Below are 25554 nucleotides of genomic sequence, written 5' to 3' on the forward strand. Positions count from 1 at the left end.
GAACTAAAAAAGCATAATGGCTGAAACACAGAATAGCAGGTTCCCAATCTATGCCGTAATTGTTACGGTTATTTTTAAACTACTTTTTTTATTGACGCACTACATTCAGGAAGATGCTTTCATCACCTGGAGAGTAGCCCAGAACCTACTGGATTATGGAGTGATTGGTTTCAATGGTGATACTAAGATTTCAGCTTCTACAACGCATTTATACGTTTTTGTGTCTTATATTTTCAACCTTATTTTTGGGAAGGAAAACTTTATTGAACCGCTTTTAATTTTTAATTCTATCCTGTTTACCATAGGAACATTATTTCTATCTCATCTGGTTCTTAAAAATCCCTGGCATAAAGCTATTTTTATTTTTTTAATTGGAATTTTACCACCGGCAATCAAGATCTCAATCCTTGGAATGGAATACGGAATCCTGTTCTTTCTGGAAATGTCTTTGTTATACTATGGTTTCAACAAAGGAAAAAATGGGTATTGACGCTTCTTCCAATCCTGATTATGTTTACCCGAATTGATACTGTTATTTTCCTTGGAATTGTATTTCTTGTGGATCTTTTCTGGAACAGAAAAATCAGATGGAGCTATATTTTTGGTGGAATTTTAGGTGTTTTATCAACGCTTGCTTTCAATTGGTTTTACTTTGGAGAAGTAGTGAATAACACGATTACCGCTAAAAAATTACTTTACGAACAACAATTGACTTTCGGCGAACACTTTGATTATTTTCTGGTAAGTTTTGGGAATTTCTGGGGAATGCTGAAAGTTCCGGGAGCTTTCAATCCAATCACGGTAATCGTTCTTATTTTTGAACTTCTTTGCTTTATTTATCTGATCAGACAAAGAGAAAAGAGAAATTATTTCCTGTGGATCATCTTTATTTTTGGATGGGCAAAGCAGATTATCTTTATCTCCCAAAAAAGCTTATTCGATTGGTACTATTGGGTTCCACAGCTGTTACTTTTTGTTCCGGTTCTTATTTTTGTATTGGAGCAGAAGGAGAGAAGAAATCTATGGTTATCATTACTTATTATATTTTATATTGTTCCGATGTTGGCTTTCCAAACGATTCATTCCATTGCAACAGGAAATGGAGAGTGGAATTATAGGAGAACAATCGGTACTTTTTTGAATCAATATGAGAAAGATAAAAACCAATGGATTTTATTGGAACCTGCAGGGTATGTTCCTTATTTTTCAGGACTAAAAACGATTGATGAAGTTGGATTAGTTGACAAGCAGATTCAGGAAGAAATCAAAAAAGATAAAACAAACTACTGGATCAACACCGTTAAAAACAGAAAACCTAAATATCTGCTTTCATACCAGAATTTATATGAAGGTAAAAATGCAGACTATTATCAAACCCATTATAAATTATTAAAAGAATTCAGGGTAAAAGATCACCTGAAAAGTGATAATAAAATCCTGGAAAAAATCTACAACCTAAAACCTTCCGGTACGGATTATAACTTATATATAAGAGTAGATTAAAAATATAATATTTAAACGTAGACTCCTGCAACCCATTATCTAAAACCTAATACCCAAGTTATGAAATATTGTGCTTTTCTCCGTGGTGTCAATGTAAAAGGAACCAATATGAAAATGGCAGATGTCTGTCAGGTTTTCAAAGATGCTGGAATGAAAGATGTGGTATCCATATTAGCTTCCGGAAATATTGTTTTTTCTTCTGATAAAAATGCTGATGCTTTAAAAGCAATGCTTGAAAAAGAGATGTCAGAGCACTTTTCCTACGAAGCTTTTTTATTCATAAAATCTCACGAAGAAACAGCTGTTTTCTGGAACAGTATTCCATTTGAGAAGAATGATGATCTTCATATTTATGGTTTTGTTGGGGTGTCTGGCATTGAAAATGTTTTAATGGAAGAGTTTGAAAAAGCTAGCCAGACTGAAAATGAAAAAGCTGAAATCGTTAATAATATATTTTACTGGCAGGTCCCGAAAGGAAATACTTTAGACTCTACTTTTGGAAAAGTTTTAGGAAAGAAAAGTTTAAAAGATCAGATGACCAGCAGGAATGTCAATACCTTTGAGAAGATTTTGAAAAAGATGGAGTAGTTCCTATATACAATTATACAATACAAAAATTCAATAGGGACGGGCTAAAGCCCGTTCTTTTTTTATCCCAATTCCATTGGCTTTAGCCAAAACCTAAAATTAAAACACAAATCCCACAAATAATTTCACAAATATCACAATCCTGTCATTGCGAGCGCAGCGAAGCAATCTCATTCTCATCCCAAATAAAAGAATCTGTAAAATCTGCGGTAAATAAAAATTCCACGTATTTGATTGATAACGTAGTTATTGTCATTCCGTCAGGAATCCTTAGATTTTAACATGTAGTGTTTAGATTCTTTCAGAAATCACAAATTCGACGGAATCAATGACAAAATGGATGGATAAAAATGTATAAAGAATTATCATGGAACTATTATCAAGAATTGTAACCAAAACTTAATCAATAATAAGTCCCTGAATAAAATAAGGTAACTATCTTTCCTTAAACCTTAAACCTTAAACCTTAAACCTTAAACCCAACTCTCTCCCCAAATAATTTCCAAGTCTGAAACTTTCTCAGTATTTTTACTGAACTTTTTAATTACAACAAAATGATTCAGTATTTAGATAATATTCAGCACAAAGATTCAAAGAACTTTTTCCTTATTGCAGGGCCTTGTATTATAGAAGGAGAAGATATGGCACTTAGAATTGCTGAAAAAGTAATCAATATTACAGATAAGTATAATATTCCTTATATTTTTAAAGGGAGTTTCAAGAAGGCAAACAGAAGCCGTGTAGACTCTTTTACAACGATTGGAGAAGAAAAATCTCTTGAAATTCTTAAAAAAGTAGGAGAGACATTCAACATTCCTACCACTACAGATATTCACGAAAATGAGCATGCTGCATTAGCAGCACAATATGTAGATGTTCTTCAGATTCCTGCGTTCCTGGTACGTCAGACAGACTTATTGGTTGCAGCGGCGAAAACAGGAAAATGTGTTTCCCTGAAAAAAGGACAGTTCCTTTCACCCGAATCTATGAAATTTGCTGTACAGAAAATTACGGATTCCGATAACCAGAAAGTAGCTATTATTGAGAGAGGAAACTCTTTCGGATATACAGATCTGATTGTAGATTACAGAGGAATTCCTACCATGAGAGAATATGCACCTGTGATTCTGGATGTTACCCATTCATTACAACAGCCTAACCAAAGCTCTGGAGTAACAGGTGGAAGACCTGATCTTATTGAAACTGTTGCCAAAGCAGGAATTGCAGTAGGAGCAGACGGAATTTTCATTGAAACTCACCCAACTCCAGAAACAGCATTATCTGATGGAGCCAACATGTTAAGACTGGATTTATTAGAAGATTTATTACAAAAATTGACAAGAATTAGAGAATCGATTTTGTAATTGTTAAAAAAACATTAATTTTAGAAATTCTAAAATATTTCTTTTGAAAAACTAGTTTTACCGCTAAGCCTTATGGTCCCAATGCTGATTTTCTCCCAACAGAGAAAAAGGGATACAGCGACCAAGGTAACCGATATAGAGGAAGTTGTCTTCCAGAAAAAAACAACAGGAAGAACCAATGATCTTACCAATGTGAAAATTTCTGCAAAAGAAGCGAAAGCAGTAGCTTCTATCAGTGGTGGAATTGAAGGGTTGATTAAAACGCTACCTTCTGTAAACTCCAATACTGAGCTGTCTTCCCAATATATGGTGCGTGGTGGAAACTATGACGAAAACCTTATCTATATTAATGATATTGAAATTTACAGACCTTTCCTGATCAGAAATTCTCAGCAGGAAGGTATGAGTATTATTAACCCGGATATGGTTTCATCAGTGAACTTCTCAGCAGGAGGATTTGAAGCTAAATATGGTGATAAAATGTCTTCTGCTTTAAATATTTATTACCGTGAACCTGAAAAATTTGAGGTTTCCGGTGAAGCAAGTTTAATTGGAGGCAGGTTAACCACCGGATTAGCTTCAAAGAATAAGAAGTTTACAGCTTTGTTTTCAGGGAGATACAGAAATACCAATCTTGTTCTTAACACTTTAAAGGAAGACACAGATTTTAATCCTACTTACTGGGATTTTCAGTCTTATCTAAATTATCATGTTAACGATAAACTTTCCATGTCATTCATCGGATATTATTCCAAGAATGATTATGAGATGATTCCTAAAGCGAAAAGTGTAACTTTCGGAAGCCTTCAGCAGCCAATTACTGTCAATATAGGCTATGGTGGTAAGGAAAATGACCAGTATAAAAATATGATGGGTACATTTTCCATGAATTATAAGCCGGCTGACAAATGGAAACTTACATTAGATGCTTTTGCTTATCAGAACAGAGAAAGAGAATACTACACCATCCGATCTGAATATGATCTGCAGACATTTGATCCTGTAACAAAGGAGCCAATTTCAAGCTATGATGTTGGAGGCCAAACGGAACATGCCAGAAATGATTTATTCGTAAGAACTTACGGAACTCAGTTAAGAGCTAAGTTTTCCCCTAATGTAAATACAGACATTGAGGTTGGTTTCAAATACGAAAAGGAAAACCTTAAAGATCTTACTAACGAATGGAAACTGGTAGATTCTGCAGGATACAGCCTTCCAAGACCGGAAGTGATTGATCCAAGAGCAGGAACTACAACAGGAGATCTGAGAATGTTCTATTATATTGCAGGAAAAAATAATATTGAGCCTACCAGATTATCTGCTTATGCTCAGTATTCCCAGAAATTTTACTGGGGAGCAAGCAAAGTATTTTTAAATGCCGGAGTAAGAGTTTCCAACTGGAGCTTCAATAAAGAAACAATATTCTCTCCAAGAGTTCAGTTTGCTATCAAACCGGATTGGGATACGGATATGTTATTCAAACTTTCCGGGGGTATCTATTATCAGTCTCCGTTTTATAAGGAAATTAAAGATCTTGACGGAAACTTTAACTCAAATATCAAGTCGCAAAGATCTATCCAGGCTATTCTTTCCAATGACTATGAATTCTATATGTATGACAGACCGTTTAAATTGACAACGGAGCTTTATTACAAGAAAATGGATAACCTGATTCCGTATTATATGGATAATGTGAGAATCCGTTACTCAGGACAGAATAATGCTAAAGGATATGCTTATGGAATTGATACCAGACTATTCGGTGAATTTGTTCCGGGAGTAGATTCTTGGTTGTCTGCTAGTTATGCCAGGGTTTATGAAAATATTGATGGCAGAGGAGATATCCCAAGACCTACAGATCAGAGATTCAGAGTGGCGATGTTCTACCAGGATTATATGCCGCAGTTCCCATCTATGAGGGTAAACCTTACTTTAGTGTATGCAATGGGATTACCAACGGGATCTCCTGTTATGTTTAATGATAACGGACAGCCGGATTTCAATTCAGCATACAGCTATCAGAAAACATTACCTGCTTACAAAAGGGTGGATATCGGATTAACAAAAGTATTTATTGATCCAAAGGATAAGAATAAAAGATCCGGATTCTGGGGTAATTTCCAGGAATTATCTTTAGGAGTTCAGGTTTTCAACGCATTTAATATCAATAATACTGTAGCCAATCAATGGATCACAGATTATAATACCAATAATATGTATCCGGTTCCGGTACGTCTTACAGGGCGTTTCTTTAACGTGAAGTTAGAATTTAAACTATAAAAATCAGCTCAATCCGCATCATCTGCGAGAGCATATAGAACAAAAATCCTCTGAATTATTTCTCAGAGGATTTTTGTTTTACCGGAATTTTATAACAACAATACAAAATTTTATAACAACGGTTTCCTGAATATTTTTAACTTTGTCTCAACAATGAAAAAGATTCTTGCCATACTGTTTTCTATTTTCTACTTCGGATTCTCTTCCGGAGCGGCATTTAGCATTCATTACTGTATGAAAGAATTTGTTTCTGTAAGCCAGAAAGCTGATGATATTTGTGGCAAATGTGGTGTCAAGGATAAAAAGAGTTGCTGCAAAACAGAAATCAAAGTTGTAAAAGTAGATGATTCCCAGAAGTCTGATTTGCTTAACATTGATTTTGTAGGACAGATTTCAGAAATTCCTGTGATGCATCAGTTTGCTTTTGTAGACAGATCTTTTTCTGCTACCAAATTCACTCAGATTCAGATCAATGCACCACCGGAATACAGGCCGGTACCTATCTACATTAATCATTGTAATTTTAGAATTTAGAATCCGTCAGTCGTTTTCGATGTTATTGTAATATCGTTATAGAATGACATGTCTTGACGCATTTCATGTGCGTTACCCTTATTCTTTATTTAAAAAATTAATTCTAAAATTTAAAACAATGAAAAAGTATATCATTACAGCAGCCTTATCTTTATTCTCAGTTATTTCACTTTCAGCGCAGTCTAAAAAAGACGCTCAGGTTTCAAAATTATATCAGAACTATATCGCCATCAAATCGGCTTTAGCTTCTGATGATGCTGATAAAACTTCAAAAGCAGCTACTGAATTTATTAAAACGGCTTCCACTATCGATTATAAATTAGTTTCAGAAGGAAACCTTAATATTCTTAGAAAAGATGCTTCTGTTATTTCAGAAGCGAGAACCGTTGATGCTCAGAGAGAGACCTTCCTTAATTTATCAGACAATATGATTGCTCTGACGAAGGAGTTCAAACTTTCCGACAAACCGGTTTATGTACAGTATTGCCCAATGGCTGACGGAAGTTGGTTAAGTGATGAAAAACAAATCATGAATCCATACTACGGAAAATCTATGCTTTCTTGTGGAAGTGTAAAGTCAGAAATTAAATAATTACTGTATTAGTCTTTAAAACAATAAGTTGTGGAGTTTAATTTATTTTAAACTTTAAGCTCTGCAGCTTTTAAAAAGTTCGGAATATTATGAAAAAACTAATCATATTTCTGGTGCTTTTGTTCTCTGTTTTTACTTTCGCACAAACAACAAAGACCTATTATACCTGTCCTATGCATGCTGAAGTGGTCTCTTCAAAACCAGGAGACTGCCCGAAGTGTAACATGACATTGGTAAAGAAAACCGTTGTAGTAAAACCAGCAGTACAATCTGCACCTAAAATAGAGACAAAAACGAAACCGGTAGAAACCAAAATAAATAAAGGAAAAACTGATATTAAAAAGGTAATGAGGGCTGAAGAAGCTAAGAAAATGGATATGGTAAGGAAAGCAGAACCTATTCAACCGGCTAAACCAGCTTTAAAATCAGTAACCCAAACAAAAATTGTATCATCGGCCCAAACTTATACTTTCCCTATGCATCCTGAAGTAATTTCAGATAAGCCGGGAAAGTGCCCTAAGTGTGGAATGGAGCTGGTAGAAAAAGAAGACCACAAACATACTGTCGTTGAAAACCCAAAAGGTGAAAAATCTGTTTTGAAAAGAAATTCAGAGAACGGAAAACTTACTTTTGGCGGTAAAAAAGTCCGTTATGATCTGTATGTAAAAGACACCATTGTCAATTTTACGGGGAAAAACAGAAGAGCTCTTGCTATCAACGGCAAACTTCAGGCACCTACACTGTACTTTACAGAAGGAGATACTGCTGAAATTTATCTGCACAATATGCTGAAGGAGAATACAGGACTTCACTGGCATGGAGTAATTCTTCCTAATGAGCAGGATGGAGTTCCCTATCTTACCACAAAACCTGTAAAACCGGGGGAAACCCATTTATATAAGTTTAAAGTTTCTCAAAACGGAACTTATTGGTATCATTCTCATGAAGCACTGCAGGAACAGATAGGAATGAACGGGATTTTAGTCTTTAAAAAGAGAGAAGGTGAACCAAGAACCGAATATAATGCAGAAATCCCTGTACTATTAGGAGATTGGAGTGATGATGATCCCATGCAGATTGCCCGCAGACTTCACATGGCCAATACAGATTGGTATGCGGTAAAGAAAAATGCTGTTCAAAGTTATTGGGAAGCCATTAAATCAGGAAATTTTGGAACAAAAGCACTGAACGAATGGAAAAGGATGGAAGCCATGGATGTAAGTGATGTATATTACGATAAGTTCTTAATTAATGGAACTCCAAGTTCTGACTATTCTAATCTGAAAGCAGGAAATAAAGTAAGATTAAGAGTCGCCAACGGCGGTTCATCCACTTATTTCTGGCTGAATTATGGTGGTGGAAAAATAAAAGTAGTAGGAAATGACGGAAATGATGTGGTTCCTGTAGAAGTAGACCGATTGATTGTCGGAGTTTCAGAAACCTATGATATTGAAGTTACGATTCCTGAGAATAAAAGCTTTGAATTCCGTGCCACTTCAGAAGACAGAATAGGACATGCTTCCCTTTGGTTGGGTTCCGGTGAAAAAATAGAAGCTCCTAATTTACCAAGACTGATGCTTTTTGAAGGAATGAAAATGATGAACGGAATGATGGAAATGAGCGGAAATATGAAGCCAATGACCATGACGATGGGAAACCAGATGATGGATATGAATGAAGTAATGTACCCGGAAATTCCAGAAAGTCAAAGAAAAACGACTGCGAAGCACATCAACGAGATGATGGGCGTGAAAACGAAAGAAGAGAAAGAGGATCATTCTCAACATAGCGGAATGGATATGAAGGAAGAAAAAACGATCAAAAGATTGTCTTATAATATTTTAAAGTCTCCTGAAAAGACCATTCTTCCAACAGACAGCGTTCGTAATATGAAGTTTACGCTGGAAGGAAATATGAACCATTATCTGTGGACTCTAGACAATAAAACGGTTACAGAAACAGATAAAATTCTGATTAAAAAAGGAGAGATTTTAAGAATCAAACTGTATAACAACTCCATGATGCGTCACCCGATGCACCTTCACGGACATGATTTCAGATTGATTAATTCAAAAGGAGAGTATTCCCCATTGAAAAACGTGGTAGATATCATGCCAATGGAAACTGTTACAATCGAATTTGCTGCTAATCAGGATGGTGACTGGTTTTTCCACTGTCATATCCTGTACCACATGATGGCAGGAATGGGAAGAATCTTCAGTTATGAAAATTCAAAACCAAATCCACAGCTTCCTAACAGAAAGTTAGCTTGGAAAAACTTTTTGAAAGACAATAAAATGGTTAGTTCTATGGCAATGCTGGATGTAGCAAGCAATAAAATTCATGCAGAAACCATGACGATGTTCGGACCAAGATGGGCTAACCTGAACGAATTTCATACCAACTGGAACTTCGATCATTTTGAAGGAAGTGCAAAAGTAGGAAGATTCTTAGGCAAATTCCAGTGGGCATTACCTTATGCTGGGGTTAGATTTCAGAAAAACCATGAAATTATGGAAAGACAGATGGCAGAGGATATGGGAATGGATTTTCATGGAAAGAAAACCTGGTTCGGGCAACAGAAAGCTTCAAAAAGCAGATATTCCTTCATCGTGGGGATGCAGTATGTATTACCGATGTTAATTACAGCAGACGCAAGCGTAGACCAAAATGGAAAGGTATTATTGGAGTTAAGCAGAGAAGATATTCCACTTTCCAGAAGATTGAGAGGTAATTTCAGTGTGAATTCCGATGGAGAATTTTCAACAGGAATAAGATATATCTTGCAAAATGGTTATCTGTTTCCGGAAATTATGATAACGAAATGGGCTTTGGAGCAGGTGTTACCTTAACGTATTAATTTTTAACCGCATTATTTTATAAAATCAGTCAGAAACAATGAAAAATATAATAACCGTATTATTAGTGGGAGCTACATTATATTCATGTACGAAACCCGAAAATAAAGGATCTGAAAATAAATCAGCAGAACCAGAAATCAAAAACGTAAATAAAACAGATTCCGTTGTCGCTTCAAACCAAAACCCAGAAGGAAAAGAAGAAAATCCGGAAGAAAATAAGAAAGAAACCGTTGAACTTTCAGCTTTTCCAATACAGCAAGTGATAAAAGCATATCTTCCTTTAAAAAATGCTTTGACTCAGGATGATTCTGAAAAAGCTTCTGATGCAGCTAAAACTCTTTTTTCTATATTAAAGAGAATAGATATCAGCCAGATCAATGTAAAAAACAGTTCCGAAGTGCGTGATATTTTGGAAAGTGCATCAGAAAACGCAGAACATATTGGAGAAAATTCTAGTGATATAGGGCATCAGAGAGAACATTTACTCTCTTTGAGTAATGATATTACAGACTTGATTGGGGAAGTTGGAAACGGTGGTTTAAAGCTATATCAGGATTTCTGCCCTATGTATAATAATGGAAAAGGAGGAACCTGGATTAGTGAAACAAAAGAGATTGTCAATCCTTATGAAGGGACAAAAATGCTTAACTGTGGATCTGTAAAAAAGGTTTTGTAGATTAATGAGCCTCTTTATTAAAAGAATATTTTTAGGTTTTTTCCTTATTTTTTTAATCATTCAGGTGATTCAGCCTGTTCGTAATATTGATTACGGGCAGGTACCTTCATCTGACATTTCAAAGGTTTATAAGATCCCTAAAAACGTACAATCTATTTTGAGAACTTCATGCTATGATTGTCACAGTAATGGAACGGATTATCCTGCTTACGCATACATTCAGCCCTTTAGCTATTTCATAGAAAATCATATCAAAGATGGAAAAAAGGAGTTGAACTTCAGCGAATGGGGATTATACAGCCAAAGAAAACAATCTAATAAATTAGAAGCTGTTGAAAACCAGATAAAACAGGGTAAAATGCCACTTTCTTCTTATCTCTATCTTCATCGTGATGCAAAGTTGTCTGATGAAAAGATTAAAGAAGTTGTTGACTGGATAGAGTTAGTCCATACAGAGAACAGCAAGTAATAGATTAAAGCCGGAAATAGTTTCCGGCTTTTTTTATAGCTCAAGTTCAATAATCTTCTTAGCCATCTTTTGATTGATGCTTTCCGGAATTAAACTCATCATAAAATTACGCAATGAGTTTCCGTGTTCCCATTGAGAAATTTTACCAATAGTACGGCTGGTATTCACAATATAATCCACTTTTTTTCTCCTGATTTTCTGAAATTCTTCAAAAACCGAATTAAAATCTTTGTTTTTCTCCAGTAATCGGCCAATAACATAAGCATCTTCAATAGCCTGACAGGCACCTTGTCCCATATTGGGAGTGGTAGCATGGGCTGCATCTCCAATCAGGCAAAGGTTTTTAGCATACCATTGAGGGATAGGAGTGAGGTCTGAAATTTCGTTACAGATGATATTGTCTTTTGAGGTAGCTTTGATGATATTTAAAACCAATTCATTAAAGTCTTTAAAGATGTCTTCTATTTCTGAATCCCTGCTAAAGCTTCGTTCATTGATACATGCATACCAATATACTTTTTTCTCAGAAATCTTTACAAAACCAAATCGTTTACCTTTTCCCCACATTTCAAAAGCTTCGTGATGATGTTGTTCAGGGAGTTCAAAATCTACTAAACCACGCCAGCATTTCTGTCCGGAACTTCGGATAGATCCTGTTTTTAATATTTGATTCCGGATAGGAGATTTTATACCATCAGCACCGAAAACAATGGAGCTTTCAATCTGATTACCATTTCAAAATCTAAAATATAATTCTCTTTCTTTTCAATTTTCTGTAAGGAATGATTGAGATGAATGGAGTTCTGGTCCAGGTTTTCTGCAAGAATACGTTGTAATTCTGCCCGGTGAATAGCAACATTACATGAGTTATATTGCTTTTCAAGCTCAAGAATTTCCGTTTTTGAAAAAGGTTTCAGTGATTCATCAGATAATGTAATTCTGTGAATTTTATTTCCGGCATTTTCAATTTTTTCCTTCAACCCGAGCTTGTCAAATACCTGCATGGCATTTACAGCCATCATAATTCCGGCTCCCACAGGTTTTATTTCCGGTGCAGATTCGTAGATGGTAAAATCATATCCATGCTGTTGAAGGACATTTCCTAAGGTAAGTCCGCCAATTCCGGCTCCGATGATTGAAATTGTTTTCATTGTTTATCTTGTGAAATGATAATGTTGGAAATAAGTAAGGACACAAATGCTTTTTGCCACGAATGCACGAATAAAATTCTTTGTTATTCTGTATTTTGCTATTCTAAATATAGACCAGAATGACAATTCCATAAAATAGATATAAACACTATTATTTTCAGATGCACAGGTTTAAACAGATAAAATAATCCTTGCGCCTTAAAAGCATTTAATAGATCCGGCTTCTTTGCGCCTTTGCAATTTTCCAACTTTCAAAGATTATAATGTCAAAATATAACTTTCCGATACTTTTTTAAAACCATACCTGTTGAAAAACTGATGGGCTCCGTGATTATTCACTCCGCTTTCCAGCAAAATAAAACTGATATTCCAGCTTTTAGATTCCTCAATAGCCTTTTCCAGCAGTTTACTTCCAAGAGACTGTCCTCTTACGGACTGATCCAGAAGCATATCTTCCAGAATTGCATACTTTTTAAAAGGACTGTTGATAATATTGAAAACCATCATCCCAACAATCTCTTTGTTTTCATCTTCTGCAATCAAGATATTCAGTTTGGAGCTTCCATCGGAATTGAAATCGGTAAGGAGTTGTTCTGTTAAAATAACTTCAAGATCCGGATTCCAGTGATGAGTGTCTACAGCTCTGCCAGACATCATTTCGCCATGGGAAATGTAAGAATCTGTTTTATGGGTGATAAAAAAGTCTACCAATTCCTTGACGCGCGTTTTATCTTTAAGCCATTGTGTAGTATAGTTCATGAGATGTTTTATTTTAATTTCTTTAATTCTTCCAGTAATTTATTCTGTTTGTTGATAAACTGATCCAGATGATCTGTTTTTAAAGGATGGGCATTCTGGTACTTTTCAATTTCAGGAAGGGTCTTTCTTATTTTGAATACAGTATACTGGTTGTAGATTGCACTTTGGTTTGCTTTAGTTTTTTTGATCAGATCTTTGATGTTCTGATTTTTTATATTGTACTTATCTGCACTATTTTGAATCTCTTTTTCAATTTCTTTTTTTGCGATAGAATCTGTAATTGAACCGGTAAGATTTTTAGCATCATGATAATAATTTTCTGATTTATCAATAATACTGGTATACTCATTAATAACAGTATTGGTTTCACTGTTAATATCTGTTATTCTTTTATCAAGATCCTGCAGTGCTTTATCATTTTTTAAAAGTTCGTCATAGATGCTTTCAACCAGATTTCCACCGCGGGAATAACCACTTTTGGCAATGGATGAAATGGAAGACTCTGCATTATCAACAGCGTTTTCTATAACAGGTTTATTTTTTGGTTTATTCTCTCTGCAGGAGAGTAAAGATAAAGCTAATGTAGCTGCGAAAAGTATTTTTTTCATAATATGTTTGTTTTGATTGGTAATCAGTATTATATCCCAATAACTAAAATTAATCATTTGAATTCTACCACAGGGGATAAAAGATATGATTTTAATTAGTTGAACAAACTTTGAAAAATGTTACAGAAGCTTATAGAATAGAATGTAAATCGAAATTTTTATTTTTTTAATTCAGAGTGATATTAATATCTCCTATGTCAAAAATAAAAAACGGAGCCTGAAAACAGACTCCGCCTATAAAATTGTTTACGCTAAAATTATTTACCTAAATAAGATTTAAGGATCTTACTTCTGGTATTGTGTTTTAGTCTCTTAATTGCTTTTTCTTTGATCTGACGAACTCTCTCTCTTGTAAGATCGAAAGTCTCACCAATTTCTTCTAAAGTCATTGGGTGTTTTCCGTTCAGTCCGAAGTATAATCTTACCAAATCAGCCTCTCTTGGCGTTAAAGTATTTAATGCTCTTTCAATTTCAATCTGAAGAGATTCAAGCATTAAGTCTTTATCAGGACTTGGAGATTCTCCTGAACGCAATACATCATAAAGATTAGAATCTTCACCTTCTACTAAAGGCGCATCCATAGACAGGTGTCTACCGGAGTTTTTCATAGATTCTTTAATATCTTCCTCACTCATGTCAAGAACTTCAGCCAATTCTTCCGGAGAAGGTGGTCTTTCATTTTCCTGCTCAAGGTGAGCGTATGCTTTATTAATTTTATTGATGGAACCAATTTTGTTCAACGGAAGTCTTACAATTCTTGATTGCTCAGCCAACGCCTGTAAAATTGATTGACGGATCCACCATACTGCATAAGAGATAAATTTGAAACCTCTAGTTTCATCGTACCTTTTTGCCGCCTTCATTAATCCTAAGTTACCCTCGTTAATTAGATCGGGTAAGGAAAGACCTTGGTTTTGGTATTGCTTAGATACAGAAACTACGAAACGAAGGTTGGCTTTAATTAATTTCTCCAGTGCGGCTCTATCGCCAGCACGTATTCTTTGTGCCAATTCTACTTCCTCGTCCGCAGTAATCAGTTCCACTTTACCAATTTCCTGCAAATACTTGTCTAATGAAGCAGTTTCCCTGTTGGTAACCTGCTTAGTGATTTTTAATTGTCTCATTTATTTTTATCCTCAAAAAAGAGTTACTATATAATATACGTATGGAAAAGTAAAAAGGTTACACCAATTTTATTTTTTTATTAAATATTTTATCAGAAGATGAGAAAAGAGCTGGAGTAGCCTGTTATTTTAAACAAAAAAAAACGGAACCAAAGTCCCGTTTTATCTATATCTATAAGAATTCTATGTCTAATTAGAATAGCTCATTCAATACTTTTGCCAATCTTAATCCACCGTATAACAGCTGTCTTTCAAGAGTATCATTGAATTTGTATTGATAGTCATAAGATAATTTTGATCCGTCAGGAGTCTGTGCATAAATTTTGTTGGCAATTTTATGAGAATCATACAACCAGTCTTCCAGAGTTCCGGATTGGATTTGTGCAACTTCTTCCTTAGATTTAATATCCAGAAGCTTAGAATATTCAGTATAGCTGTATTTTTGAGAATCTACTAATTTACCGTCCCAAACAGAATGCAAATTGGTTTTATCTCCGAAATAGGTAACATTAATTTTGTTTCCACCTAAATCATCTGCTCTTCCTACGTGCAGTGGCTGTGCAAGGTCTCCCATAATATGAATAAGGAAGATTAAAGCAATTTTTCTGTCTTTTGCTGATGTTTTTTCATCCTTAATCTGGCTGGATAGGGTGTTTACCTGAGTATAAAGACTAGGCCCTGCCTGCATTTTTAAGTTTTGGTCAAAAGTTTTAAAATCAGCTTGCGGATCAATGTTTACATAATGCCATGATGAAGCCTGTTTCCAAACTCCGGTAGTATCAGATTTAATGAAGTCTGGCCAGTTAGCCCAATAAGCAAGACGTTCCTTGCCCATTATTTTTTTAATTTCTCTTCTAGCCTTTCTCGAAAGGTGGTTTTCTGCAATATCTGCAATAACTCTGTGCCCCGTTAATCCCCACGCATAAGAATAAAGTGAAGAGGAAATGAATGCTAAAATCAGAATTTTAGAATAAATACTTTTCATTTTAAATAACAATTTTCAGTCTGCAAAGATACGGTCCCTTTCCGAATGAACATACATAATCTTGGATTTATTCCAAAGGATAGTGTTAATAAAATTTAATCTGAGTAAAATAGGGAATTGTATTAGGTTTGCGGGAGAGGGATTGATGGGATACGGAGTGAGAGGTGAGGGATGCAGAGGATCTAGGTAATATATAATAATAAGGATATACATTGAAGTTTTGAACTTTAAAAAGTATTTGAGTTTTACTTCATCAGGAATACTTTAAAACGGGCTTAGATCAGGCAGACTACATCAATTGAATCTTAAACTCAAAACGATAACCTATTGATTCTGAATATTGAACTTTAAACTTTAAACCTTGAATAAATTCGCTTATTACCGTATTTTTACGGAATTTACTGTAAATTATTCCTTTTAATGTCAATAAATTAGTATTTTTAAAATAAAATTATTGCCAAAATATTTTTTCAAACTTATGAGATATATTATCTTTACAAGTCATAATCACAGGAAACACTATGCATGAGAACAATATAGTAGATATGAACTATAATAAGCTGCAGACAGACTTTAAAGCAGAGGCTGTAGCTGTTAATCTTTTAAAATATCACCGGACGGTAAGCAATATATTTATTGAGAGAGTCGGGGTGAATGACCGTGCTTATCTTAAGGATATTAAAAGCATTTCTAGCAGTTATCTAGGTTTTGATGAGGAAGTATTCACGATAGAAAGTTATAGGGAAGGAATTTATGATTATCTTCCTGAAGGACTTTTCCATCCACCTTCTCTGGGAGCTTCAAGAAAAAATGTAGATACAGTTGTAAGAGAAATCAGAAAGCAGAAAAGAGTAGAGGATGATGCACGAAAATTTTTCCGCCCTTTTGAGCTGGAGGTCTTTTTCACAGAGATCAGTGCGCTTCTTAAAGAATCTGAATTTGATATTACCAGTAATACAGATGCTTTACTGGAAACCGTAAGTGAGCTTTGGCCGCTTATTGATATGCTGGACAGACAGAGTGCCTATATTTTTATACATATTCTGCCGTTTTTCCATCAGATCCGTGGAGATAAAAGATGGTTTGAAAGATGTATGACTGCTTTTCTTCAGGTTCCGGTTAAGGTAACTTTTTCTCCCAATGTTATTGATGAAATAGAGAAAAATGATGATTCAATGCTGTTGGGGAACTCAAGATTGGGAGTAACCTATATTCCGAGTGGAAGACATATGGACGGACAACGGAACTGGGTAGTGAATATCGGCCCAATTCCTTATACAGAGATGAAAAAATACATTCCGGGAAGCCCATTCAGAAAAGTTCTTCAGACACTGTACGATTATTTTCTTCCTGTTACAGTGGATATAGAAGAGAATTTCGTTACAGAAAAACTGGAATACTCGTTCAGTCTTGAGGATGATGAAAGAAATGCCAGCCGCCTTGGATACTCTACATTCCTCTAAATTATTTTATTATATTTACAACTACCAACAAAGTATAAATTCGAAAAGAAACAAATGGAAATTTCTTCAGTAAAAGGTATTTTTTTAAGGTATATTTTAATGCCTTTAATCGCAATCATTATGATGTTTATCCTGGGAATTATCAGGAGAAACAAACCTGCGATCAAAATTAAAGTAATTATTGTATATGTTCTTCTGTGCAGCTTATGCCTGGCTCTTCCAGGTTTCTTTGGATTTGCCGGAAACCTTTTTAATCCGTACTGGTATCTCATTGCACAGGTTATTTACCTTATTTTTGGGATTATCCACGTTAATTTATTACACAAATATTTCAAAAAGCATATTGATTCTCTGGCAATGAGTATTTTGTTTGAATCTATACTTTCATTAACGTGTATTGCATTGGGTGGATTTTTGTTTACCCTGTTATTCAACTGGATGAGCAGAGATACGGGATATGCTGTAATGGCTGCTACAAGTATGCTGATCTTTGTAGTTCCTATGGTGTTTTACTACTGCTATATTCAGTTTATCAGTATTCCTTTTGATATTTACAAAACATGGAGATATTCTCCGGAGCAAAAGCTTCCTGATTTTGAAGGAGCAGATTTTGACCGTCTGATGGTTCTGAATGTTGAATTAAGTAAAAACCTTGAAGATTCAAACCGATTCAGAATTAAAGCTAAAACGCTTCCAACAGGAATCACTTTTGGAGACTGGTTTTACAGAGTGGTAGATGACTATAACCATAAAAACCCAGGATCTATCATTCATCTTTCTGATGAAGTAAGAGAACCTTATTACTGGATCTTTTACACCAAAAAATCGTTTTTCAGCTTTAGAAAATATATAGATTTCGACCAGGACATTACTGCAAACAGCATTTCTGAAAATGAAGTGGTTATTTGTAAGAGAGTCATTCAGCATGAAGAGGAGGGAGTCGCAAGAAAATCATAAACACAAAAAATTAAAAAGTATTAAACATGATACAGCCTATTAAACATTTTGCAATCAATTGGGTGGATGGGATGAAGGTTTCCCAAAGGCACCTTAATGATCAGGATAATTTCTTAATTGATACGATCAGAGATTCCAATTCTCTTGGGATTACTACATATAATTATGGGCTTTTGCCTATCTCTACTGAGTATACAGACCGTACTATTTTTGATGTTCACAATACTGCTACCAATGATGTACAGCTTGTTATCAAAAGATGCAGTGCTGTTACCATGGCGGGTTACCGTATTGAATTAAATGACAGAAGAATCAGTGTAAAATCGCTGGCAAAGTCAATGAACGAAGAGCAGGCAGACGGTGAGTATTATATTCTGATCTCTGTAAATCCGTTTGATAAAGTTCCTTTTGGAGATATTGATCCGGAAGAAATTCCGCCACGTCACCCAAATGCACAGCCCAATCACCATATTGAACTTCTTCCTGTAACTTCTTTGAACAGCAGCTATTCGGGGGGGAATTATCTGATTATCGGAAAGGTAGATTTAAAGGCAAATATTGCACAGGTAGATTCTAATTTTATTCCACCATGTACTTCAATTCAGAGTCATCCGGCTTTGGTAGATTATTACAGCAATTTTGCAAAATCTATTGGAAATCTTCAGCAGTATGCTTTCAAAATCATTCAGAAGGCATCTCATAAGAACCAGAATACAGCCTTAGCACAGAATGTTAAGTTTGTTTGTAATACCATGGTAACTACTTTTGGAGATATGTATTTCCAGTTCAGAAATATTACACCTTACCAACCACCTGTATTTTTAATTGAATCTTTTGCAAGATTAGCTCTTCATTTGTATAACTCAACTCAGCTTCTGGTTCCTGCAGAATTGGAAGAAATGCTGAACTATAGTTTAGAATGGAGTGAAATTGCTCCACATACTTTACTGAATCAGCTTTCTATTGTAGCAGAAACCAATTACGATCATCATAACTGTGGTGAACCGTTACTTTACATTCAGCAGATGCTGAGAAGTTTAGAAACTATTTTCTCTAAACTGAGCGAACTGGACTATATTGGTCAGAGAAAAGAAAATATCATTGTTAACGAACAGGAAGTTTCTACCAATACCAATCCAAAGAGAGGTTGGAGTGTTTTAGATTAAAATCTTCTTCCCGTTATAAAAAGATAAATCCCGAATTTTCTAATTCGGGATTTTTTTATTGGTTAAATAAAAACCTTATTTATTTTTTGTTCAGAAGTTCCAGTGTGTGCTCTACATGTCCACCGCCTTTCCACTCATCATGTCCGGGAATAATTAATGTTGCCTGTGAATATTTGGCTTTCAGTTTATTCATAGTCTTTGGCCACTGTTCTACGTTGGCTTCTTTAATATATCCTAAATCAGTAGCCGAATTACTTTTTACAAGGCATCCGCCATCCAGTACTTTGTATTTTGGAAACCATACCACCACATTATCAGCAGTATGTCCTTCACCCAGAAAATCAACGGTAAATTCTTCTCCGCCAAAGCGATAAGGTTTTCCGGTTTTGATGATTTCAGTAGATGTGGCTTTTCCATCTTTCTTCAAAAATTCATTGGTTTTGCTGGTAGCATAGGTTTTAATCCCTTTATTATTGAAAAAGCTAAGATCTCCGGCACGGTCGTCATGAGAATGGGTAGCGAATACAGCAACAACGGGTAAGTTATGACGTTTTTTGATAGTATCCATTAAGCTCTGGTACTGTACTTTTTCCCATGGAACATCAAATAAAACGACTCCTTTTTTAGTGACAAGATATACTGAGTTGGCAGAATATTCTTTACCACCAAATACTCCAAATGTTTTATAAATATGTAAGTTATTTTTAATGGGTGGTTCAATTACGAAATCCTTTACCTGCGCATTGAACATTGGGGTAAGCATCATCGAAACCATAAAGAACTGAATTCTTTTTTTCATAATTTTTAAAGGTAATAGTTAAAGTTTAGGACGTATAGGAGATATGATACCTCCACAGAATATTTTGCAAACCTAATCATTTTAAAGCAACAGACTCTTTTTAAGACAGAATTTAACCGTTTTTTAACGAATTAAGTTAATGATGTATTGATAATCATAACAACAGATCCAAAGGAATATCAAGTCCGGATTTTACTGTATTCATGGTAACTAAGGTTCTGAAATGCTTAATATTTTCATTACTGTAAAATATTCTCCGGGTCAGAATTTCGTATTCTTTCATAGAGGGAACAACAATGATCAAAACAAAATCTGATTCACCGGTTACATAATAACATTGCTGTACTTCGGGAGCAGAAGTGAATAATGCCTGAGCCTCATCAATAAGATGTATTTTATCTCTTTCCAAAAAGACTTCTACAATAAGGGTCACCGAATGGCTAAGCTTTTCTGTATCAATAACAGATACATCGGCTTTAATAACTTCCGTTTCACGCATTCTTTTGATACGTCTCTGAACAGCAGCAGCTGATAAGCCAATAGTGTCTCCAATATCACGTTGTGGAGTAAGATTATTTTTCTGTAGTATGTTGAGAATTGAAATATCAAAATGATCCAGTTCATTCATTTTTTTGAAAATTAATAGGTTGATGAAACAAAATTGCAAATAATTACTCAAATTTCGTTAAAAATCAAGCAGTATTTGATGCAATTTTGCATTTTAAATACTGTTTGAACTTATGAATATTGTAAAAGGATTTTGTTTGGCTGTTTTGGCAGCGTTATTTTGGGGAATCTCCGGAACATTTGCCCAGTTTCTCTTTCAGCAACGAGGGATTAATATTGAATGGATGATTACAATGAGGCTGCTTGTCTCAGGTTTTTTCTGCTTGTTTTTGCAAAATTTGGAGAAAAATCAGATCTTTTTGAGATTTGGAAAAATAAAAAGGATGCTGTACAGCTTATTATTTTCAGCATAACAGGGATGTTGGCTGTTCAGTATACTTATTTTGCAGCGATAAAGCATTCCAATGCTGCAACTGCTACAGTTTTACAGTATGCAGGACCTGTAATTATTGCTATATATCTTGCTTTTAAAAACAAGAGAGTTCCTGTTTTATTGGAAATAATAGCTATTGTTCTGGCGGTATTGGGAACAGTATTGCTTGTCACTCATGGAGATATTTCAAGTTTATCAATTTCCGGAGCTGCTTTGTTTTTTGGTTTGGCATCTGCTGTATCTCTGGCTATTTATACACTACAGCCAGTAAAGCTTCTTTCAAAATATAAATCTTCTTTGGTAATTGGATGGGGAATGCTATGTGGTGGTATTGTGTTCAGTTTTGTAAAAGCTCCGTGGCAGGTAGAAGGTACATGGGATTTACAGGCATTCGGGTACACAGCTTTTATTGTTATTTTGGGTACGTTAGTTGCATTTTATGCTTATTTATCAGCGGTAAAGATTATTGGTGGACAGAAAACAAGCCTTCTTGCTTCCATGGAGCCCCTCTCAGCAACAGTTTTAGCCGTGTTATGGCTTAATGTTTCTTATTCTCCAGTAGATTGGGTGGGGAGTCTTTTTATTATATCAACTGTTTTTTTACTGAGTATAAAACCAAAAAAGGTTAAACCTATAGAGGAGCATTGAAATTAATATAAGAAGAATAAAAAAACAGTGAAAATCACTGTTTTTTTATTTTTTTACCAATATTTTTTCAGTAGCTTTTTTACTGAGAATTTCTTTCTTTTCATCAATCTCTATGGTCATGGATTTGTCAAAGCTTTCAATTTTAATAATCTTTACTTTGGTATTAAGCAGAAGCTTCCGATCATTTAGATATGTTAAGAAAGCATCATCAGAAAGGGTGACAGATGCAAAGACAACCGTTTCTCCTTCTTCACAGCTGCTTAATTTCTGCAGGTCCTGGGCGATAATATTTCCGTCTTTATCAGGAATAGGTTCTCCATGTGGATCAAATTTGGGATGGTTCAGGATTTCGTCCATTTTGTCAAAGAAAATTTGAGAATGAACGTGTTCCAGCTGTTCTGCAATTTCATGAACATTTTCCCAGCCGAAATTCATTTTCTTAACCAGAAACATTTCAGTAAGTCTGTGTTTACGTACTACTAAAGCTGCTTCACGTCTGCCATTTTCTGTAACGATCAGAGGTTTGTAGGTTTCATAAATGACCCATTTCTTTTCTGCAAATTTTTTCATCATATTGTTAACGCTCGGCATTTTTACATTTAAAAATTTGCTGAGTTCGTTAATCGTCACCTTTCCTTCATTGTCAACTAAATGAAACAAAGCTTTCAGGTAATTTTCTTCTGTTAGGGTTGTTTTCAAAATGTTAGATGATTTTCAATACAAATCTAACAAAATAATATTAAAGTTTATGCATTCCCGAATATGAATATATGTTTATAAAGATTCTAATATGGCTTAAAAAGCACTCTTTTTTATTGAAAGATAGGAATTAGTGATTGGGTATTTAATATGTTGATTTTTTAATAATTTTATACAGCTACGTCTTTTGAAGGCGATTAATGTATATATTTAAGAAAAAATAACTATGAAATTAAAACTCACATTCCTCTCGGTCTGTGCTTCTTTTCTTATGAATGCACAGATTTCAAATACTAATGGTTTAAACCCAGAACTTCTTCCCGGAACCACCTTTAAATTTAATGTAGAAAATTTTAAAAGAAATGTAAAGGATAATAGAAAAAAAGCGGTTAAAGTTAGCAATCAGTCTGTTATTTTAACCCTTATAGATGGAAATCAACAGGAATTTATTTTACATGAAAACAATCTTTTGAGCAAGAAGCTTGATGATATTATCACTTTTGACGGATACTCGAAAGACAGGAAATCCAAAATAAAGTTAACATTAGCAGGAGATAAAATGACGGCTATGATTAAATCAACTAACGGTTATTTTATTATTGAGCCTTATAAAACAGAAAAAGGAGAATATAGAATTTATAACTCTTTTGAAACATTCGGTGAGAAGTTTAGCTGTAAGATTGATAAAGATGGATTTAAAGAGAGCCTTAAGACAGTGGCTGAACAATTAAACGCTCAAAAATCTGTAACCAATTTTCCTTATGGTAATACCATGAGAGTATACAGATTGGCAGTAGCTGCCACAGGTGAGTTTACTACTGCTTTCGGAAGTCAGGATGCGGCATTGGGAGAAGTGGTGGCGATGGTAAATCTGATTAACCAGATTTATGAATCAGAACTTTCTGTTTCTTTTCAACTGATAGAAAAAACACTTAATAAAACACTGATTTTTACAGATGGAGCTACAGATCCATTTACTATTAATCCTTATTTTGCATCTTCCGCCAATTCACAAACTGGCTTTAATACCATGAATACAAATGGAACATTGGTTCAAGCTGATTATGATATTGGCCATACTTTCAATATCTTACCGGGAACGGTAGGTGGTGCAAGAGGAGAAGCCGGTCCTCAGCCCTGTAATGCACCTATTAAAGCCAGAGCATGGAGTGAATGGATAACTACTGCACCAAAATCAACAACAGCTAATCTGATTGCTCATGAAATGGGGCATCAATTTGGAGCAGGTCATACGTTTAATGCAATGGGTGGGTATCCTTCTAATCCTGAAGCCTGTACAGACGAATGGAGTTTTAATTCTGCGGTGGAGCCGGGAGCCGGTTCTACTATAATGGGATATGGCACTAATTGTTCTACTCCTTTTAATCAAACGAATTCCGGAGTGAATAAACTGGATTATTTCCACGCCAGAAGCTTAGACCAGATATTAAATACTGTGAAATTCAATTCAACTTGCTATAGTTCAGTTACAGTTCCTAATACTCCTCCTTTTGCAAGTGTTGGAAATATTGCTGTCAGCATTCCAAAGAATACACCATTTAAATTGAAAGGTATAGGAAGTGATGCAGAAGACTCAAATCTATCATATACCTGGGATCAGACAGATATAGCAACTACTTATGATAAGGGAGCAATGGGAAGTACAATAAACGGGTTAGCAGGATATCCCGCAGCTAACAGCGCAACAGCACCATTATTCAGGTCCGAACAAAGTACCAAGACTACGGAGAGATATTTTCCTAAAATGAAATTTGTACTGGATAATCAGAATACTCCTCCGGTAAATGCTGCTGAAGTATTATCTCTCGTACCCAGAACCATTAAAATGAGATTTACGGTGAGAGATAACAGTATAGTTTCAGGTGGAGTAGATTCTGATCAGGTTTTAGTAACAGTGACTGACCAGGGACCTTTAGCAGTTACTTATCCTAATTCCAATATTACCCTAAACTCAGGAGCTAATCTAAATGTAACATGGAATGTGAATCAGACCGATGTTTTAAAGAACACTGTGAATATTCTTCTGTCTACTGATGGAGGGATCACTTTTCCTCATATACTGGCTTCTGATGTTCCTAATAACGGTTCTGCAGCAGTAGTTTTGCCATCAGTTATCTATACAGATCGTGCAAGAATTAAAGTTACTGCTGTTCTTAACGAATTTGCAGAGTTTTTTGATGTTTCTGATACTAATTTTACTATTGATTCAGACTGTAAAGCTTTTCCTTCTGTTATAGTTGAACAGATGAAAGAAATTACGGCCACTCAGGGAAGTCCCGAAGCTAACCTTAACTTACAGCCTCAGACTCCGTCTAACCAGGCTTACAATATAAAATCACTGGATTTTTTTGCAGCCAATATGATTTCACTTCCTCTTTATATTTATAATCAGACAATGACAGCTCCTTATGCTGTTCTTGCCAGCACATCTCTACTTCCTGTAAGATTTAAAGTTACAGAAACAGGGCCTTATGCTTTAAGCTGGACAGGTCCTAAAATTCTTGTCCCTACTGTGTATAAAGGAGATCAGGTTTCTTCGGCTAATTTTATTTCTTCAACAGGTGTGTATTTAGGTACAGGGACTAGTTTTTCATTTTTGGGATATCTTTACGCTAATCTCGAAAAAGGTGTAGAGTATTATATGACGGTTAAAAATATATATGGAGTTCCAGTTGGGCAAAGTGCAGAAATAAGTGTTGACGGAGCAGGACAGTTTTACAATATTATTGATGCGCCTGCAGGAATAAATTATACTTATATTGCAATCAATAATTCTACAAATTCTATAGTGAAAACAAGTACTACAGCTAATTTTACAACATTACCTGTTGGAAACTATACAGTTTACGGAATTTCTTATACAGGAACAGAAAGTAACTTGATGAATAAGACGATGGCAGAGCTTAGTCAGGCAGGAGTATGTTATCAATTGAGTCAGAATAATATTATATTAAAAATAACATCAACTTTAACAGTCAATGGAGTAACTAAAAAACACACTGAGATTGCACCAAATCCTGTGAAAGACATTCTTAATGTGGAAAGTGATGAAAAAATTACCCATTATGAGCTCTATGATATCTCCGGAAAACTTATAGACAGCAATGTAATGTTAAGTTCTAAGATTAGTTTTTCCAGATTTAGAACAGGAGTTTATATGCTGAGATTACTGAATAATAAAGTTTTAGTTGACCAATTAAAAGTTATTAAGGAATAAACAGAATAGAAAGTGAGAAAAGAGGTTATCTGGAAAGATAACCTCTTTTGATTACATAATTTTAGAATATTAAATTTTAATTGTTTTCAT

Annotated in this window: 24 protein-coding genes and 1 pseudogene; 16 read left to right on the plus strand and 9 right to left on the minus strand. The window is 34.9% G+C overall.

Features of this window, described 5'->3' with window-relative positions; all coding sequences use genetic code 11:
* The first annotated feature begins 16 nt into the window (after positions 1-16).
* The 10 genes from BOQ64_RS23980 (at position 17) to BOQ64_RS13970 (ending at position 10867) form a co-directional block, all read left to right on the plus strand.
* On the plus strand, positions 17-490 hold the full coding sequence (locus tag BOQ64_RS23980) for a hypothetical protein (protein ID WP_228448380.1): 474 nt from the start codon (positions 17-19) through the stop codon (positions 488-490).
* On the plus strand, positions 487-1503 hold the full coding sequence (locus BOQ64_RS13930) for a hypothetical protein (protein ID WP_228448381.1): 1017 nt from the start codon (positions 487-489) through the stop codon (positions 1501-1503). Before BOQ64_RS23980 ends, BOQ64_RS13930 begins: the two co-directional genes overlap by 4 nt.
* A gap of 60 nt (positions 1504-1563) precedes the next feature.
* Positions 1564-2091, plus strand: a complete 528-nt coding sequence (locus BOQ64_RS13935; RefSeq protein ID WP_129057436.1) for a DUF1697 domain-containing protein — start codon at positions 1564-1566, stop codon at positions 2089-2091.
* A gap of 554 nt (positions 2092-2645) precedes the next feature.
* Positions 2646-3455, plus strand: coding sequence for a 3-deoxy-8-phosphooctulonate synthase (gene kdsA, locus BOQ64_RS13940; RefSeq protein WP_115971458.1), 810 nt, complete (start codon positions 2646-2648; stop codon positions 3453-3455).
* A 72-nt stretch (positions 3456-3527) separates the two neighbouring features.
* Positions 3528-5735 (plus strand): TonB-dependent receptor plug domain-containing protein, encoded by a 2208-nt coding sequence (locus BOQ64_RS13945; protein ID WP_129057437.1) that lies wholly within the window; start codon positions 3528-3530, stop codon positions 5733-5735.
* A gap of 153 nt (positions 5736-5888) precedes the next feature.
* Complete coding sequence (locus BOQ64_RS13950) at positions 5889-6269, plus strand: HYC_CC_PP family protein (protein WP_228448382.1); 381 nt, start codon at positions 5889-5891, stop codon at positions 6267-6269.
* 118 nt (positions 6270-6387) lie between these two features.
* Entirely contained in the window at positions 6388-6861 is a 474-nt protein-coding gene (locus BOQ64_RS13955; protein WP_129057438.1) for a DUF3347 domain-containing protein, read from the plus strand.
* An 89-nt stretch (positions 6862-6950) separates the two neighbouring features.
* A complete protein-coding gene (locus BOQ64_RS13960; RefSeq protein WP_317127589.1) occupies positions 6951-9713 on the plus strand; it encodes a multicopper oxidase domain-containing protein in 2763 nt (920 codons plus the stop codon).
* Between the two features lie 46 nt (positions 9714-9759).
* Positions 9760-10398, plus strand: coding sequence for a DUF3347 domain-containing protein (locus BOQ64_RS13965; RefSeq protein ID WP_129057439.1), 639 nt, complete (start codon positions 9760-9762; stop codon positions 10396-10398).
* A 4-nt stretch (positions 10399-10402) separates the two neighbouring features.
* Complete coding sequence (locus BOQ64_RS13970) at positions 10403-10867, plus strand: heme-binding domain-containing protein (RefSeq protein WP_129057440.1); 465 nt, start codon at positions 10403-10405, stop codon at positions 10865-10867.
* A 33-nt stretch (positions 10868-10900) separates the two neighbouring features.
* On the opposite strand, the gene BOQ64_RS24550 is transcribed toward BOQ64_RS13970, so the two are convergent.
* The 6 genes from BOQ64_RS24550 to BOQ64_RS13995 form a co-directional block, all read right to left on the minus strand.
* Positions 10901-11590, minus strand: coding sequence for an FAD-dependent monooxygenase (locus BOQ64_RS24550; RefSeq protein WP_317127667.1), 690 nt, complete (start codon positions 11588-11590; stop codon positions 10901-10903).
* Complete coding sequence (locus tag BOQ64_RS24555; RefSeq protein ID WP_262708759.1) at positions 11554-12018, minus strand: FAD-dependent monooxygenase; 465 nt, start codon at positions 12016-12018, stop codon at positions 11554-11556. The genes BOQ64_RS24550 and BOQ64_RS24555 overlap by 37 nt, the downstream gene beginning before the upstream one ends.
* A gap of 258 nt (positions 12019-12276) precedes the next feature.
* The gene (locus BOQ64_RS13980) at positions 12277-12777 is read right to left on the minus strand and encodes a GNAT family N-acetyltransferase (protein ID WP_129057442.1); all 501 of its coding nucleotides are present in this window, start codon (positions 12775-12777) and stop codon (positions 12277-12279) included.
* 8 nt (positions 12778-12785) lie between these two features.
* Complete coding sequence (locus BOQ64_RS13985) at positions 12786-13385, minus strand: hypothetical protein (RefSeq protein WP_129057443.1); 600 nt, start codon at positions 13383-13385, stop codon at positions 12786-12788.
* A 257-nt stretch (positions 13386-13642) separates the two neighbouring features.
* Positions 13643-14509, minus strand: a complete 867-nt coding sequence (locus BOQ64_RS13990; RefSeq protein ID WP_002979276.1) for an RNA polymerase sigma factor RpoD/SigA — start codon at positions 14507-14509, stop codon at positions 13643-13645.
* Positions 14510-14702: 193 nt separating this feature from the next.
* Entirely contained in the window at positions 14703-15494 is a 792-nt protein-coding gene (locus BOQ64_RS13995; protein WP_129059734.1) for a S1/P1 nuclease, read from the minus strand.
* A 545-nt stretch (positions 15495-16039) separates the two neighbouring features.
* On the opposite strand from BOQ64_RS13995, the gene BOQ64_RS14000 reads away from it, so the two are divergent.
* Genes BOQ64_RS14000 through BOQ64_RS14010 form a run of 3 tightly spaced genes read left to right on the plus strand, consistent with a single transcriptional unit; the run spans position 16040 to position 19080 of the window.
* On the plus strand, positions 16040-16957 hold the full coding sequence (locus BOQ64_RS14000; RefSeq protein WP_228448383.1) for a type VI secretion system baseplate subunit TssG: 918 nt from the start codon (positions 16040-16042) through the stop codon (positions 16955-16957).
* Between the two features lie 54 nt (positions 16958-17011).
* Positions 17012-17914 carry a TssN family type VI secretion system protein gene (locus BOQ64_RS14005; RefSeq protein WP_129057445.1) on the plus strand — a complete coding sequence of 301 codons (903 nt, stop codon included), beginning with the start codon at positions 17012-17014 and terminating at the stop codon, positions 17912-17914.
* Between the two features lie 26 nt (positions 17915-17940).
* Entirely contained in the window at positions 17941-19080 is a 1140-nt protein-coding gene (locus BOQ64_RS14010) for a hypothetical protein (RefSeq protein WP_129057446.1), read from the plus strand.
* Positions 19081-19159: 79 nt separating this feature from the next.
* Here BOQ64_RS14010 and blaIND read toward each other — a convergent pair whose 3' ends face one another.
* Positions 19160-19879 (minus strand): IND family subclass B1 metallo-beta-lactamase, encoded by a 720-nt coding sequence (gene blaIND / locus BOQ64_RS14015; RefSeq protein WP_129057447.1) that lies wholly within the window; start codon positions 19877-19879, stop codon positions 19160-19162.
* Positions 19880-20033: 154 nt separating this feature from the next.
* On the minus strand, positions 20034-20507 hold the full coding sequence (locus tag BOQ64_RS14020; RefSeq protein WP_129057448.1) for an Lrp/AsnC family transcriptional regulator: 474 nt from the start codon (positions 20505-20507) through the stop codon (positions 20034-20036).
* Positions 20508-20619: 112 nt separating this feature from the next.
* Between BOQ64_RS14020 and BOQ64_RS24880 the strand changes: the two are divergent.
* Positions 20620-20990, plus strand: a pseudogene (locus BOQ64_RS24880) (DMT family transporter); the annotation flags it as partial.
* Positions 20991-21104: 114 nt separating this feature from the next.
* Positions 21105-21527 (plus strand): DMT family transporter, encoded by a 423-nt coding sequence (locus tag BOQ64_RS24885; RefSeq protein WP_228448405.1) that lies wholly within the window; start codon positions 21105-21107, stop codon positions 21525-21527.
* A gap of 45 nt (positions 21528-21572) precedes the next feature.
* On the opposite strand, the gene BOQ64_RS14030 is transcribed toward BOQ64_RS24885, so the two are convergent.
* Positions 21573-22226: a metal-dependent transcriptional regulator gene (locus BOQ64_RS14030; RefSeq protein WP_129057449.1), complete on the minus strand. Its 654-nt coding sequence runs from the start codon at positions 22224-22226 to the stop codon at positions 21573-21575.
* Between the two features lie 226 nt (positions 22227-22452).
* Here BOQ64_RS14030 and BOQ64_RS14035 point away from each other — a divergent pair, with 226 nt between their 5' ends.
* Positions 22453-25464, plus strand: coding sequence for a reprolysin-like metallopeptidase (locus BOQ64_RS14035; RefSeq protein WP_129059735.1), 3012 nt, complete (start codon positions 22453-22455; stop codon positions 25462-25464).
* Positions 25465-25554 lie beyond the last annotated feature (90 nt).

The sequence above is a fragment of the Chryseobacterium sp. CH25 genome, assembly GCF_004119455.1.
Lineage (GTDB): Bacteria > Bacteroidota > Bacteroidia > Flavobacteriales > Weeksellaceae > Chryseobacterium.

What these genes read in the sequence shown, in the direction of transcription:
- BOQ64_RS23980 (WP_228448380.1), top strand. Translation starts at nt 17, where the DNA reads ATGGCTGAAACACAGAATAGCAGGTTCCCAATCTATGCCGTAATTGTT.
- BOQ64_RS13935 (WP_129057436.1), top strand. Translation starts at nt 1,564, where the DNA reads ATGAAATATTGTGCTTTTCTCCGTGGTGTCAATGTAAAAGGAACCAAT.
- kdsA (WP_115971458.1), top strand. Translation starts at nt 2,646, where the DNA reads ATGATTCAGTATTTAGATAATATTCAGCACAAAGATTCAAAGAACTTT.
- BOQ64_RS13945 (WP_129057437.1), top strand. Translation starts at nt 3,528, where the DNA reads ATGGTCCCAATGCTGATTTTCTCCCAACAGAGAAAAAGGGATACAGCG.
- BOQ64_RS13950 (WP_228448382.1), top strand. Translation starts at nt 5,889, where the DNA reads ATGAAAAAGATTCTTGCCATACTGTTTTCTATTTTCTACTTCGGATTC.
- BOQ64_RS13955 (WP_129057438.1), top strand. Translation starts at nt 6,388, where the DNA reads ATGAAAAAGTATATCATTACAGCAGCCTTATCTTTATTCTCAGTTATT.
- BOQ64_RS13960 (WP_317127589.1), top strand. Translation starts at nt 6,951, where the DNA reads ATGAAAAAACTAATCATATTTCTGGTGCTTTTGTTCTCTGTTTTTACT.
- BOQ64_RS13965 (WP_129057439.1), top strand. Translation starts at nt 9,760, where the DNA reads ATGAAAAATATAATAACCGTATTATTAGTGGGAGCTACATTATATTCA.
- BOQ64_RS13970 (WP_129057440.1), top strand. Translation starts at nt 10,403, where the DNA reads ATGAGCCTCTTTATTAAAAGAATATTTTTAGGTTTTTTCCTTATTTTT.
- BOQ64_RS24555 (WP_262708759.1), bottom strand. Translation starts at nt 12,018, where the DNA reads ATGAAAACAATTTCAATCATCGGAGCCGGAATTGGCGGACTTACCTTA.
- BOQ64_RS13980 (WP_129057442.1), bottom strand. Translation starts at nt 12,777, where the DNA reads ATGAACTATACTACACAATGGCTTAAAGATAAAACGCGCGTCAAGGAA.
- BOQ64_RS13985 (WP_129057443.1), bottom strand. Translation starts at nt 13,385, where the DNA reads ATGAAAAAAATACTTTTCGCAGCTACATTAGCTTTATCTTTACTCTCC.
- BOQ64_RS13990 (WP_002979276.1), bottom strand. Translation starts at nt 14,509, where the DNA reads ATGAGACAATTAAAAATCACTAAGCAGGTTACCAACAGGGAAACTGCT.
- BOQ64_RS13995 (WP_129059734.1), bottom strand. Translation starts at nt 15,494, where the DNA reads ATGAAAAGTATTTATTCTAAAATTCTGATTTTAGCATTCATTTCCTCT.
- BOQ64_RS14000 (WP_228448383.1), top strand. Translation starts at nt 16,040, where the DNA reads ATGAACTATAATAAGCTGCAGACAGACTTTAAAGCAGAGGCTGTAGCT.
- BOQ64_RS14005 (WP_129057445.1), top strand. Translation starts at nt 17,012, where the DNA reads ATGGAAATTTCTTCAGTAAAAGGTATTTTTTTAAGGTATATTTTAATG.
- BOQ64_RS14010 (WP_129057446.1), top strand. Translation starts at nt 17,941, where the DNA reads ATGATACAGCCTATTAAACATTTTGCAATCAATTGGGTGGATGGGATG.
- blaIND (WP_129057447.1), bottom strand. Translation starts at nt 19,879, where the DNA reads ATGAAAAAAAGAATTCAGTTCTTTATGGTTTCGATGATGCTTACCCCA.
- BOQ64_RS14020 (WP_129057448.1), bottom strand. Translation starts at nt 20,507, where the DNA reads ATGAATGAACTGGATCATTTTGATATTTCAATTCTCAACATACTACAG.
- BOQ64_RS14035 (WP_129059735.1), top strand. Translation starts at nt 22,453, where the DNA reads ATGAAATTAAAACTCACATTCCTCTCGGTCTGTGCTTCTTTTCTTATG.